The following is a 14,744-nucleotide window of genomic DNA, read 5'->3' as shown; positions in this document are numbered from 1 at the left end:
GGATACAAAATGTGCCGTTTGGCAACCTGACAAAATAGGGAGGACCTAAAAATGGCAAATTGGGCGGGCAGTGTTCAGCGGCAATTATTCGCGAGCACTGCGTTAATATGTGCAGTCACAATCGCAACACCGGCACAGGCGCAAGAACGGGTGAGGTTCAATATCGCGTCACAGTCGCTTGATACGGCTCTGCGCGAATTTGCGCGGCAGGGTAAAATCACCATCATGGCTGACGCGCACCTCACGGCACGCAAGCGCAGCGCCAAAATCAATGTGGTTGCCGCGCCCGATGCGGCATTGCGCACGCTATTGAATGGCAGCGGGCTAAGCTTCCGCCGCGATGGTAATGTTTATGTCGTCGTTTTAAAGGCCAGTGCGGCCGAAATACAAACGGCTCCGCCCGTTCCGGAATCGGCAAGCGCTCCGATGGAAGATAGCGGCGAAGACATTATCGTCACCGCGCAAAAGAAAGAGGAAAAGCTTCAAAACGTCCCGATCGCGGTGACCGCCATTTCTGCGCAGGGGCTGGATGACCACAAGATTGAAGGCGGGTCCGAACTTGTCCGCGCCGTGCCCAACGTCAATTTTTCCAAAAGCAATTTCAGCGGATATGATTTCACTATCCGCGGGATCGGCACCAAGGCCATATCGGCGTCGAATGACCCGGCGGTGGCGGTCAGTTTCAACAACACCCCGCTCATCCGCAACCGATTGTTCGAAGCGGAGTTTTTCGATCTCCAGCGTGTCGAAGTCCTGCGCGGCCCGCAAGGCACACTCTATGGCCGCAACGCGACGGCTGGCGTCGTCAATGTCCTGCCCGAATTGCCCAGCCACCGCTTTGAAGCGGACATGAAGGGCGAGGTAGGCAGTTATGAAACCCGCCGCCTGTCGGGCATGGTCAACCTCCCCCTCGGCGATACGCTGGCTGTGCGCGTCGCGGGCGCGATGACCAAGCGTCAGGGCTTTGATTATAACACCTATACCCAAAAACATGTGAACGGGCGCGATTTATGGTCCACGCGTGCGACGATCGCATGGGAACCGAGCGACCGTTTCAAAGCAAATTTCATCTGGCAGCATTTTGAAGAGGATGACAACCGCTCGCGCACAGGCAAACAGCTTTGTACGCGCGACCCCGGCTTGACCGAAGTGAACGGCACCGCCATTTCCCCCTTCCTGCAAAACCGTTTCAGCCAAGGGTGTAAGCCCGCATCGCTTTATGACGACGCAGCCTTTGGCGCGCCGAACGGAGCATCGCTGGCCTATATTTATTATCTGCAAATCAATATGGGCATGGGGCGCGACCCAGACGCGCTGCGAAATTTGGTTTTTCCGATTAACCGTGGAACCGACCCTTATGGCAATGTGGTCCAGTCCCGGAATTTAAGGGAAATCGAAACAAGCTATGATCCGGTTTTCCGGGCCAATAATGATGTATTCCAGTTGAATATGGAGGCGGGATTAGGCGATAATCTAAAATTAATTTCCCAGACCGCTTATTCCGAAGATCAATATTATTCGTCGCAAGATTATAACCGGTTCCTGTCTGCCCCGGTATTCAATGATTCATCCATTCTTAGCAGTAACATATTTCGATTTGTACCGGTTACTACTCCCGGACCCACGCCTGGTGGCATATTCACCGACCCCCAATTGGGCGCTTCCAACCGTATTTTATCCGCCGATCTTAGCCGGTCCGATAACCGGCAATGGTCGCAAGAATTACGATTGCAATCATCGTTCGATGGTCCGTTCAATTTTAATCTGGGCGCAAATTATCTCGATTTTAAATCTCTGGATGATTATTTTGTATATAATAATCTGTTCACCTTTATCGCCCAATATAATTATAACAGGGACAATGGTTTCTTTGGCGGGATGGCAACGAAAAATTGCGGCGAACCGGGAGGGAGACGACCGGATTGTCTTTGGGTTGATCCCAACCCCATTGGCCAAGGCCCCGAAGATGGTCATAATTATTTCCGTAGCAAAAATCCGGTACGGACAAAATCACAAGCCTTATTCGGCGAATTTTACTGGCAACCCAATGAGGATTTGAAATTTACTTTAGGACTGCGTTACACCCACGACAAAAAAATTGCGACGCCGGTGCCAAGTCAGCTTTTGCTCGGTGCGCATGAAAGCATTCCCGATCTCCCCGGCCCGGTGTCCGGCGGCTCTATCACGCGCGGTTTTCACAATCTTCCCGACATTGTCCAGAAATGGGGCGCCTTCACCGGCCGGTTTGTGGTGGATTGGAAACCGCGATTTTCCTTTACCGATGACAGCCTCTTATATGCTTCCATTTCACGAGGATATAAAGGCGGCGGCGCAAACCCGCCGCGCGCCGACATTAATCCGAAAGTCATTCAATATCAGCCCTTACCCGAAACATTCCGTCCCGAATATGTGACGGCTTTTGAAATCGGCAGCAAGAACAGCTTTGACGGGGGACGGTTCACCCTCAATGCCTCGGCCTTTTACAATATGTATAAAGATTACCAAGTTTCCCAGATTGTCGACCGCATCTCTTTGAACGAAAATTTCAATGCATCGACATGGGGGTTGGAACTGGAAGCGGCATGGCGTCCGTCGCGAAATTTCCGCCTCGATGCCACTTTGGGGCTTTTGCGAACCCGCATCGGCAAAGGTGCCCAATCAATTGATGTGATGGACCGCACCCAGGGCAATCCCGACTGGATGGTCTTGCGACCGTGGATTCAGGTGCCGTCAAATTGTATCGCACCCAAAAAACATGTTGAAGCCATTCTTCAATATACCGCTTCGGACGAACAAAAGCTGTTGATGTTGTCCGCGCTATGTGCTGGCGCTGCGCGCTTCGGGACATTCAACCCCGATCTTCCGAATGTCGCCCCATTTTACCGTTATGATCTCATGCTCGGTTTTACCTATAATCCTTTGACCGATGCGCCCAATGGCGGACGGGGCTTTTATGCCAATCTGGAAGGCAATGAATTGCCCAATGCCCCCAAATATACGTTCAATGTGGGGGCCCAATATAGCGTCTTTCTGGAAGGGGGCGATTGGAAATTGACGTTCCGCGGCGATTATTACCGGCAGGACAAAAGCTTCGCACGCGTATTCAATACAGAATATGACAGGCTCAAAGCATGGGATAATGCCAATCTGGCCGTCACATTGTCGAGAGGCGATGGCGATTTTGCGCTCCAGGCTTATGTGAAAAATATATTCGATAAAGCGCCGATCACCGGAACCTTCACCAACAGCGATGATACCGGTCTCAGCACCAATATTTTTACATTGGACCCCCGTATTATCGGGTTTAGCGCATCAGTCCGCTTTTAATTTCCTTTAATATCAACAATCTTCTCCCGCCTAAGGTTGTTACCGTCATGAAAATCACGGTAACAACCTTTCTTTTTTATTTGATTTCAAGACAATAAAAAAAATATCAAAAAAATTTGATTAGGCATCCCCCCTCTTTCTCCGCCATCGCGTCTATATATACGGAGACAAAGTTAGTCTCCGTTTCTAAAACTTTTGTTATTCAAAAAGGATGATTTTATGAAAGGTCTTACAAAAATCTTGACCGGCTCTGCCATTTCGATCGCTATGGCAACGGCTGCGTCCGCGCAGACAATGTCGAACGCGGCAGTAACCGGTAATGGCTATGCTACTTTAAGCCAATCGACTACGCTGAATTGCGATGTTACCGTTTCGGCTGATGCCGGAACCACAACAAAGCCGATCAGTAGCCGTAGCATCACGCCCGGCGACGCGAGTTGCATTGTGGTTGTGCCTCATGGGGCTTGGAGCATGGCAGTGGTTCCGGGCGACGCAACCAAATTGTCGCTGACCTTGGGTGCCAATACCATCATGAACGAGCCTTGCTATGGTACGGTTATTGGGGATTGGAATAACAGCACCAAAATTCTGACCATCACCAATAAAACATTGCCGCCGGTTGATCCTACCCATCAAACCTGCACGATCCTTAATGCAGAAATCAATATTCCCGGATTGAACGTAAGCTAAATCCTGATCCTATGGCGGACGGGGGTATCATATCCCCGCCCGTTTTTATGTCCTGCGCTCTAACACTAGTTTAATATTGGCCGCAATTATAGCGCGCGGCCGCCCAGCTTATAGGTGAGTTGCAGGAACACGCTGCGCCCGATGCTGTCATACCAGCTTGTATTATAATAAGGATAGCTGGACCAGGTGTCGTCCTTGACCGGTTTTTTGTCGGTGAGGTTCTTGACCGTGATGGATCCCCGGAAATGATCGGTGAAATCATATTGCAGGGTCGTGTTGAACAAATAGCTCGCCTTGATCCACGCATCCTCGTCATAATTGGGCAAGCGGCCAAGACGCGTGCCTGACACGGTCAGTTGCAACCCGTCATTCTTCCAGCTGAGGCTCGCATTGGATTTGTCGCGCGGGGTATAATAGCCGCTATCGACCGCAAGCTTGTTGATATAGGCATCGCCCGGATATTGCTGGTATTTATGGTTGATGACGTGGGTGTGGCCCAGCGCCAGCGTGAAATCGCCGATCTCCGTGGGCAAGGTGCCGCGGAAGGAAAAGTCGATGCCGCTGGTGCGTTCGCGCGAGATATTGACGGGGTTGATGCGGATCGCCTCAATCTCTCCTTCGCGCGCTGTGCCTGCCCCGAACCGCCTGATACGGTCAAACGCATCCTGACAGGTGGGCGAGGACGGATCCATTGACGGCGACGCGCCGCTGCAATCCGCTTCGGTGCGCGCGAGCGTATCTAGGCTGAGGTCAGTTACCTGATTGCTCAAGGTCACGCGGAAATAATCGACCGAAAGATGGATGCGGCGCGACGGTGAAAAGACAAAGCCTGCGGTCAGGCTGCGTCCGGTTTCGGGCTTTAGCAAACGGTTGCCGTTGCGGTTTACGATGACGCCGGTGTCGGCATAATCGCAATCGTCAATATCCTGCCCTTCTTTCGCGCAAAGCATATAGTCGTTGACGCTACCTTCGACATTGCCCGGCCCGGTGAAGATATAATGGAGGTCGGGCGCGCGGAAGGCGGTCCCATAGGCTGCGCGGATGAGGATGCTATCGGTCGGACGCAGTTCCGCGCCACCATTATAGGTAAATTTTCCGACCCCGCGTCCGGCAAAGCGGAAATGGTCATAGCGCCCTGCCCCTGTCAGCGTGAGGAAACTCAATACCGGCACACGCACTTCGCCGCCGATAGCCGCATGGCTGCGCTTGCCTTCGCCATCGCTATCTTTCCAGCTATAATAATAGTCGGTGAGTGCCAGCGGGTCGGGGTTGAGATTATAGCCTTGCTTGCCATATTCGGCGACTGCGGCAAAACCTACTGGACCAGCGGGCAATTCGAACAAAGATGTGTTCGATACCGTTGCCTGCGCATTGCTGGTCCAACTTACCGGCTTATAGACGGTGTCCGCCGAAATACTGTCATATTCGGCCGGTGTGAGCGGGCGATAGAGCCGTGCGGGGTCGGCATTATAGATCGGATAGCCGGTGTCCGGATCAATCCCCAACCGGTCGCCCAAGAACAGCTTTTGCGCCTTGCTATTGATAATCTGCGGCCAGCGCACGGTCGATTTATAGCGGCTATAGTTGAACGACAGCTCATAATCCCAGCTTCCGCCAAATGTGCCACGAATGCCCGGCGTGATGCTGTACGTAATCTGCTTGCTGCGCTGCATTTCCAGCCCGCCGGTTTCTTCAGGCGTGAACTGGCGCGACCAATCCTCCAACTGGCCGGTAAAGGCGTTGAAGAAATAATTGTCCGCGCTGCTCGATTCCTGCTCGAACGCCCAGTTTGTCGTGTCATACATCAGCTTGACCTTGCTGATACCAAGCTGGAAATCGGCGAATAATTTGGCATTATCCGACAATTCGTAAGACAGGGTGCCAAAGCTGTTAAAGCCTTTGCGGCTCGATATGATTGTGCCGTAGCCGATCGAGGTGCGGCTGCCGCAATAATAGCCATAGCGCGGGCGGAAGGCGAGTTCCATGCTGCCGCCATTGAGGCCCGCCATTGCTTCGCAAGCCCCCGCAGGTGGGGCGATATAATCAACATTTTCGTCGATGCGCAGGAAGGTGCGGCGTGGGATGCCGGTCGATGCGCTGGGGCTGTCGTCCGTGCTGTCCTGAATGGCGCGCTGGTAAGCCCAAAGCGGGCGCTGGTCGAGATATTCGATGCCGCCAGCGATGTTGAAGCGGTCGGTTGACCAGCCTGCGGTCGCGGTGAAGCGGTGCGACATGCCGCCGCCATGTTCGGTGCGGCCGTGGCGGTAATCGAGTGTGACCCCGTCCAGTTTCTCCTTCATCTTGAAGTTGACGACACCCGCAATTGCGTCCGACCCGTAAATGGCCGAACCCGCCCCGCTCATAATTTCGACGCGCTCGATAAGACTCACCGGAATATTGGAAATATCGGTGAAGTTGCTGCGCCCGATATAGGGAAGCGGGAAGTCCGCGATGCGGCGCCCATTCACCAGCACCAGCGTATGGTTTGGACCAAGCCCGCGCAAATCGACCTGCTGCGCACCCGGCGTAAAGTCGGCGCTGCTCCCGGACTGCGGGCTTTGGGTTTCGCCGCTATTTTGCGTCATCGCGCTCAACAGGTCGGGGACGCTGGTATAGCCGTTGGCACGGATAGAATCGGCATCAACCACGGTGACAGGCGACGGGCCTTGGTCCTTGATGGTCGGGATACGCGATCCGGTGACGACGATAGCGTCACTTTCTTCCTGCGGCGCGGTTGAAGCGGGCGGGTCAGGAACCTCTTGGGCGGCGGCGGCCGTTGCCAAACTGCCCAGACTCACCCCTGCCAAAGCAAGGGCTGCACCTTTGATTTTTTCGGGTAAATATCCGGACAAATTTAATCTTTTTGCCATTTCCTCTTAACTCCCCGGCTCTATTTTTGATATTGGAGGAATGAGAACGCCACTTCCCCAAAAATTGCAATCAAATTATTACAGGTTAATTTCCATTGTAATTATGTTGCTTTTTAGCGATGGGATGATCCCATAGATTTTCACGCTTCCGGAGAAAATATGATGCCCCGCTTGCCCGCTTTGTCGCCTCTATACTGTGCCCTTCTGGTTGCCTCAATTGCGCTTGGTCAACCTGCTTATGCGCAAGAGGCGCGAACAGTGACGGACAGCGCGGCAAACGCGGTGCAGGCCCAGCAAGGCTATGCTGAATATGTGGTCGGCAATCCGCGCGCCAAACGCCCGCACAAACCATCGGGCGGCCTCATGCTCATGGGCGGCGGCGAGTGGGATTATGATGCGTTCCGATGGTTCATCAACCGCGCGGGCGGCGGGCATATCGTCGTGTTGCGCGCGTCTGGTGAAGGGCAGAATGGCGAGGAAATCTATCACACGATTGGCGGCGTCCAGTCGGTCCGCACCTTTGTGTTCAACGACCGCAAGGCATCGACTGACAAGAATGTCCTTGCTGCCATCAAAGCCGCAGACGGCTTATTTTTGGGCGGCGGGGATCAGGCCAATTATGTGCGCTATTGGAAAGGCACAGCGGTTGCCGACCTCATCAACCGTCATGTCGCGGCAGGCAAACCATTGGGCGGCACCAGCGCGGGCTTGGCGGTCCAAGGCGAATATCTTTATGGCGCGATGGACGGTGGTAGCATCACCAGCGAAGAGGCATTAGCCGATCCGCTCGGCTCCAAAGTCACCATCGAGACCGGCCTGTTCCGCCTGCCCTATATGGACCATATCATCACCGACAGCCATTTTTCTGCACGCGACCGGCTGGGGCGATTGATCGCCTTTGTTACCAAAGCCAATAGCATGAATCGCACAAGCTCTCCGTCCGTCACCGGCATTGGTGTCGATGAGGAAACCGCGCTTGTCATCGACGATAAAGGCTTTGGTCGGATTTTCAGTATGAATGGCGGCAGCGCATGGCTGGTAAGCCCGGTATCGCCCGCCGCTCCGCGCGAAGACGCGCCGCTCGACCTCGCCAAAGTGCGCGTCACCGGTATTAGTGTACGCTCCAGTATCGACATGAAGCGGCTGACGGTTGCCAACCCTTCCTTCACCCGCAGTTTCCGCGTTGAAGGCGGCAAGCTGGTCGGCGACCAACAATGGTCGCTCGCTATTCATGGCGGAGCCGGCACTATCGACCGCAAGGACCTGACACCCCAAAAAGATGCAGCCTACCGCAAGGGGCTCGACGAGGCACTCGCGGCTGGCGAAGCGGTATTGCGCCAAGGCGGCAGCGCGCTGGATGCGGTTGAAAAAACCGTGCGCGTGCTGGAAGATAATCCCCTGTTCAATGCCGGGCGCGGCGCGGTGTTCACCGCCGAGGGCAAGAATGAACTCGACGCGTCGATCATGGACGGCAAAACGAGGAAGGCAGGCGCGGTTGCCGGTGTCACCCGCACCCGGCACCCCATCAGCCTTGCCCGAACCGTCATGGAAAAATCGCGCCATGTCATGCTCGCGCGCGATGGCGCGGACCGTTTTTCGGTCGAGCAAGGGCTGGAACAAGTAAACCCTTCATGGTTCCGCACCGATGAACGCTGGCAACAGCTTCAAAAATGGAAGAAGGATAATCGCGCAAGCCTTGACCCCACCCATTTGTTCGGCACGGTCGGCGCGGTTGCGATCGACAATATGGGCAATATGGCCGCAGCTACATCGACCGGCGGCATGACCGGTAAGCGCTGGGGCCGCATTGGCGATTCACCGGTAATCGGCGCAGGCACTTATGCACGCAATGGTGTGTGTGCGACATCGGCCACAGGGTCGGGCGAATATTTCATCCGCGAAAGCGCAGGCCGCCAGCTATGCGACCGTGTGATGTGGCGTCGTCAGGATATTGACAGCGCAGGCTATGACACAATCATGGCGATTGGCACCATCGGCGGCGATGGTGGCTTGATAGCGATGGATGCTGCGGGCCGACCGGCCTTCGCGATCAATGATCTGGGCATGTATCGCGGCGCGGTCAGCGCAACCAGTCCGCGCCGCACCGCCATTTATGCCGACGAGAAAATCACGCCCGCGCCTGCCCCACGCCCGTAAAATCCCCGTCAATCGTCGCCAATAAGAATATTGCGCTTCGCATCCCGCGCGTTACGGTCGCGCGCAAGGAGAGTTAGGGGGAGAGGCGTCAAGGCATGAGTCTCAATTCGTCCATCATTTTGGCGCTCGTCATGATTATCGTGCTGTTCATGGTGGCGGCGCTGGTCGAAGCGCGCAGCGAAGAATTCCGCAAACGTCCGCGCTTGCGCCACCTTGCCTATACGCTCGCGCTGGGCGTCTATTGTTCAAGCTGGACCTTTTACGGTGCGGTCGGGAGCGCTGTGCGTGATGGCTGGCTGTACCTGCCTATCTATCTCGCGCCCGTGCTGTTGCTGGTCGGCGCGCCCAAATTTTTGCGCCGCCTGTCCCATGCGGTCGCCGAAGAACAGGCCACCACCGTATCCGATTTTATCGCCGCGCGGTTCGGCCATGATGTAATTGTCGCGCGTCTGGTGACGATTATCGCGCTGCTCGGCACCGTCCCTTATGTTGCGCTGCAATTCCGTTCGATCGGGAGCGCACTGACGGCGGTTTCGGGGCGACAGGTGGCCACCAGCGCAATGGTCGCCGCCGCGCTCATTCTTGCGCTTTTCTCTATCCTGTTCGGCGCGCGGCGGTTTGAGCTGGCCGGGCGCAGCGAAGGCTTGCTCGCGGCCATCGGGCTTGAATCGGTCGTCAAAATCGCCGCGCTGTTACTGGTCGGCGCACTTGCCATAACCATGCTCGCTAGCGCGCCACCCGTCACCGCCGACATGGCGCGCAGCATATTTGCGCAAACCTTCCACCCGTCAGGATTATCGCTGGAATTTTTCGTGATCTGCCTCATATCGGCGATGGCGATTATCGTGTTGCCACGCCAATTTTATATGGGCCTTGCCGAAGCGCAGCAGCCCGATGATCTGGTGCGCGCACGGTTCGGACTAGCTGCCTATCTGGCGATTATGGCGCTGGTTATCCTGCCGATAGCCTTGGCGGGGAGTGCACCGCTCACCGGTCCGGTGACCGCCGACCTTTATGTGCTGCAACTCCCTGTGGCGGCGGGCCAGCAATGGATTATCGGTATTGCGCTGTTGGGCGGGATTAGCGCAGCAGCATCGATGGTGATTGTCGATTCTTCGGCACTTGCAACGATGGTGTCGAACGACCTGATTTTTCCGACGGTATTGAAACAAGGGTCGGGCGCGGCAGATGGCACCATCGGACGGCGGATGCTGCGCGTGCGCCGCCTGTCGATTATCGGCATTATCGGGCTGGCATTGACATGGGCGTTACTGCTGTCGCCCATGGAATCGCTTGCCTCCATCGGACTGGTCGCCTTTGCCGCGATGGCACAGTTCACCCCGCATCTCATTCTCGCTACCAACCGCGCACACCGCGATCCGCTCGCCGCCCGCGCCAGCCTTGTGACCGGCCTTATCCTGTGGATTTATACGCTCGCGCTGCCGCCTATCCTGCCAACCGAGTGGATGGCCACCCTGTCGGGAACCGCGATGGACCCGCTGCGCCTGTTCGGCATCGGCCAAGCCACGCCCATTGTGCATGGCGTCTTGTGGAGTCTTGGCGCCAATATTGCGGTGCTGGCGCTCGTCGCGGCGCGCAAGGCACAAGGCAATCCCCTGCCCCGCTTGCTGTGGCCCGACCGCAAGGTTACCGACCTTAACGATCTTGTCCAGCTCACTGCCAGCTTTGTCGGGCGCGAGCGGGCCGACCATGAATTCCCCAAGGTCCGCACCGGCGTTCCGGTTGATGGTAAATCGGCCCATCGCGCACGGCAGCTCATCGCCAGCGTGGTGGGCGCATCATCGGCCCGCTCGCTCGTCGCCTCGGCGCTTGAAGGCGGGCAGATGAGCTTGCAGGCGGTCGCGCGGCTTTTGGACGAACGCGCGCAATCCTTACGTTTTTCGCGCCAGCTTCTCAACGAAACCTTCGAAAATATGGATGCGGGCATCAGCGTGGTTGATGCCGAATTGAACCTTGTCGCGTGGAACAATCGCTATGAGGAATTGTTCGATTATCCGCCGGGACTGGTGCGCGTCGGGGTGCCGGTCGCAGACCTTATCCGCCACAATGCGTTGCGCGGCGATTTCGGCGCGGGCGATATAGAATTCCATATCGAAAAGCGGCTCAGCCATTTGCGGCGGAGGCTTGACCATAGTTTTGAACGGCACCGCAAGGACGGACGCGTTATCAAAACGGTCGGCGGCCCGATGTCGGGCGGCGGCTATATCATGTCCTTCACCGACATTACCGCCGATGTCGAAATCCGCGACGAATTGCAGCGCACTTTGGAAGGGTTGGAACAACGGGTTGCCGAACGCACCTTTGCCTTGAGCGAAGCCAACCGCCAGCTTGACCGCGCGACACAGGATAAGACCCGCTTTCTCGCCGCTGCCAGCCATGATTTGCTCCAGCCGCTCCACGCCGCGCGCTTATTCGCAGCAGCGTTGGAACGTGATGTATCCGACAGCGCGCGGCCTTTGGTGAAGCGCGTCGATAATGCGATTATTGCGGCCGAAGATTTGCTGAAGGCGCTGCTCGATATTTCGCGTATTGATGCAGGCGGGGTGGAGCCGCAGCCCGAACCGCTCGCGCTCGCACCCTTCCTCACCGATATGGCGGAAAGTTTCAGGCCGATGCTGGCGGCCAAAGGGTTGGACCTCAAAGTCGGTCCGTTAAGCGGACATCTTTTCACCGACCCCGGCCTATTCCGCTCGGTCATGCAGAATTTCCTGTCGAACGCGGTGCGTTATACCGAAAGCGGCGGTGTGCTCATCGGCACAAGGCGGCGCGGCGACCAATTGCGCATTGATGTGGTAGATACCGGCGTTGGCATAGAGCCGGACAAGATTGGCAGCATCTTCAACGAATTTGTGCGCTTGGGCGAAGTGGAGGTGGAAGGCATCGGCCTTGGCCTTGCGCTGTGTGACCGGATTGTGCGCCTATTGGGAGGCCGCATCGATGTCGCCTCACGCCCGGGTATGGGGAGCCGGTTCAGCCTCTATCTCCCTGCCTTTGAAGGCCGCCCCGAACGCACACACGAACCGCCCGGCCAAAGCACCGGCCAAGCGCAAAGGCTCGCTATATTGGTGGTCGATAATGATCCGCGCATCGTCGAAGCTAGCCTTGCGCTCCTCACCCGCCTTGGCCACCGCGCTTATGGAGCGGGCGACTATGCGGGCGCATTGGCGCGGCTTGCCGAAACGCGCATTGATGCGATGCTGGTCGATTATCATCTCGATCATGGCGAAGACGGGCTGAGTTTGGTCGAGCAAGTGCGTACGGGCTATCCCGCGCTTCCTGCCATCCTGATTACCGCCGAAACCAATGTCGCTATCCGCCAGCGCGCCGCAGCCTTGGGCATCGACATATTGGCCAAGCCGGTCTCGCCCGCGCTCATCGACGCATTTCTGGCGCGACTGTCAGTGGCGCAAATCCAGCCCTAACGAGCGCGCGACCAGCGCCGCCTGTGTGCGGTTGCGCACGTCCAGCTTGCGCATGATCGCGGTCATATGGGCCTTGACCGTCGCCTCGCTAATGCCAAGGCTGTGCGCAATCTGTTTGTTAAGCTGGCCGTCCAGCACCGCGAGCAGCACTTTAAGCTGCATCGGCGTGAGGCCCGCCACTTCCTGCCGGATGGTCTCCAGCGGCGCATCCTCGCCCGCCTGTTGCGGCGCGAGCGCGGCCCCCGACAGCGCGGCGGCAATCGCGGCTTCAATGGTCGCAAGATCGCTGTCCTTGCGCAGGAAGCCGATCGCGCCGAACGCGCGCACTTCGTCGGCAGCGGCATGGCCTTCGACGCTGGAGACAACCAGAATCGGCACCGAAGGCCGCTCGGCATGGAGCATCGCAATGCCCGAATAGCCGACCGCGCCCGGCATTTTAAGATCGAGCAGAATGAGCTTCAGATCCGCCGCCTCGACTGCCGAGCGGGCCGCCGCCGCCAGCGTCCCCGCCTCGACAATCAGCGCATCCGGCCGCACCCGTCCGACCGCAAGCGCAATCGCCTGCCGGAACAAGGGATGGTCGTCCGCAATGAGGATCGTGTCGGTCATATGGATGTCCAGATATAAGGCTTTTGTTACAAAGCGTCCCCTATAAATTATGCCGCCGCGCGTTCGTCCGCACCCCCTACCTAAGTCGTAAGCGCCTACGACCTATGTCCGGCTGTTATTATGCGGCCGTCCGACCGATGCTGCCTGTCTCGAAAAGTGGATGCGGCCTCCCCCCAAGCGCACGCTCCACGGCGATACGGGAGAGAGATATGATGAAAAACATCCTGAAAAACGGCCTTATGGGCGGGGTCGCGGCATTGGCCTTGATCCCCGCCAGCGCACTCGCGCAAACCAGCAAGGAGCAACAGCTTGAAGCGCGCATCGAAGCATTGGAACGCGCGTTCGGCACCATGCAGGGCGAGCTGGAAAGCAGCCGCGCTGAAAATGCCCAGTTGAAGGCCGCCGTCGCCCGCGCTGAAGCCCGCACCGCCGAACTGGCCACAGCGCCTTCCCCCGCACCCGCAAACGCTCCCGGCCCTGCGCTCGCCGCCGCCCCGCCGCAAGACGGCTTCACCGTCGGCAATGGCAAAACCCGCATCAAAATCGGAGGCTTTTTGAAGACCACCGCGACCTTCAGCCGGTGGGATGATGGCGCTGTGGCGGGCAATTCGCTGGGCCGCGATTTCTATCTGCCGCAATCCATTCCCGTCGGCGGCACGCGCGAATCCACCGATAATGATTTCAATGCCAAACAAACCCGCCTGTGGCTCAGCATGGATACGCAGATTGCGGGGCATAGCGTCAAAGGCTATGTCGAAACCGATTTCCAGACTGCGACCGGCACCCAAGGGTCGGAACGCACGACCAATGGCTATAATCTCGCGCTGCGCCGTGCCTTTGTCCAGTTTGATAATCTGACCGTGGGGCAAGACTGGTCGACCTTCCAATATGTCGGCGCTCTGCCGGAATCGACCGATTTTGTGGGCACAACCGAAGGCACGGTCTTTTCGCGCCAGCCGCTGGTGCGCTATTCCATTCCGTTCAACGGCAAGGCGACCACGCTCCAACTGTCGGTCGAAAATGCCGAAACCGCATCGTCCACCAATGCTAGCCCCGCCTTGGTCGAAAATGACGATGACAGCCTCCCCGATTTTGCCGCGCGGTTGCAGCATAATGCCGCATTTGGCGAATTGTCGCTCGCAGGCCTTGTGCGTCGCCTGTCGGTCGATGACGGAGCTTTGGGTGACAGCAGCACCGCTTATGGCGCAAGCCTTGGCGGCAAAATCTATCTCGACGCCGACAAACGCTATGATGTGCGCTTCATGGCCACTTATGGCAGCGGCATCGGCCGCTATGTCGGCCTCAATTTCGCGCCCGATGCGATCTGGGTGCCTGCGACCGGTAAGCTCCACAAGGTCGATAATCTCGCCGCCTTCGTTGCGGTGCGGCTGGGCTGGACGCCGACGCTGCGCTCCAACCTCATGGCGAGTTACCAAAAGGCTTATTATCCCGACGATTTCGCCGCGGGTTACTTCAACGCCTTCAACAAGGAAGCGTGGAGTGTCGCGGGCAACCTGTTCTGGTCGCCTGTCCCCAGCATCGACCTTGGCGTCGAATATCGCCACGGCGAGCGCATCCTCGTCAATGGTTTGAGCGGCCAGCTCAACCGGCTCGAATTTGCCGCCAAATATAATTTCTAACCCATAAG

At 57.1% G+C, this 14,744-nt stretch carries 7 protein-coding genes; 5 read left to right on the top strand and 2 right to left on the bottom strand.

Annotated features, from left to right (window positions below; genetic code table 11):
- Positions 1-51: 51 nt before the first annotated feature.
- Complete coding sequence (locus tag DMP17_RS01980) at positions 52-3,327, top strand: TonB-dependent receptor domain-containing protein (protein ID WP_337827408.1); 3,276 nt, start codon at positions 52-54, stop codon at positions 3,325-3,327.
- Positions 3,328-3,546: 219 nt separating this feature from the next.
- A complete protein-coding gene (locus tag DMP17_RS01975) occupies positions 3,547-4,017 on the top strand; it encodes a hypothetical protein (protein ID WP_337827407.1) in 471 nt (156 codons plus the stop codon).
- A gap of 86 nt (positions 4,018-4,103) precedes the next feature.
- Here DMP17_RS01975 and DMP17_RS01970 read toward each other — a convergent pair whose 3' ends face one another.
- Positions 4,104-6,887: a TonB-dependent receptor plug domain-containing protein gene (locus tag DMP17_RS01970; RefSeq protein WP_337827406.1), complete on the bottom strand. Its 2,784-nt coding sequence runs from the start codon at positions 6,885-6,887 to the stop codon at positions 4,104-4,106.
- Positions 6,888-7,145: 258 nt separating this feature from the next.
- Here DMP17_RS01970 and DMP17_RS01965 point away from each other — a divergent pair, with 258 nt between their 5' ends.
- Both DMP17_RS01965 and DMP17_RS01960 read left to right on the top strand, forming a co-directional pair.
- A complete protein-coding gene (locus DMP17_RS01965; RefSeq protein WP_337827405.1) occupies positions 7,146-9,044 on the top strand; it encodes an isoaspartyl peptidase/L-asparaginase in 1,899 nt (632 codons plus the stop codon).
- Between the two features lie 95 nt (positions 9,045-9,139).
- Positions 9,140-12,487, top strand: a complete 3,348-nt coding sequence (locus tag DMP17_RS01960; RefSeq protein ID WP_337827404.1) for a hybrid sensor histidine kinase/response regulator — start codon at positions 9,140-9,142, stop codon at positions 12,485-12,487.
- Here the strand turns inward: DMP17_RS01960 and DMP17_RS01955 are convergent.
- On the bottom strand, positions 12,464-13,096 hold the full coding sequence (locus tag DMP17_RS01955) for a response regulator transcription factor (protein WP_337827403.1): 633 nt from the start codon (positions 13,094-13,096) through the stop codon (positions 12,464-12,466). The two genes, DMP17_RS01960 and DMP17_RS01955, sit on opposite strands and share 24 nt — an antisense overlap.
- A gap of 209 nt (positions 13,097-13,305) precedes the next feature.
- On the opposite strand from DMP17_RS01955, the gene DMP17_RS01950 reads away from it, so the two are divergent.
- Positions 13,306-14,736, top strand: a complete 1,431-nt coding sequence (locus DMP17_RS01950; RefSeq protein ID WP_337827402.1) for a DcaP family trimeric outer membrane transporter — start codon at positions 13,306-13,308, stop codon at positions 14,734-14,736.
- Positions 14,737-14,744: the final 8 nt, after the last annotated feature.

The sequence above is a fragment of the Pseudonocardia sp. TMWB2A genome (genome assembly GCF_017312135.1).
The sequence above is the reverse complement of the archived record's forward strand: the minus strand, read 5'-3'. Positions and strand labels throughout refer to the sequence as shown.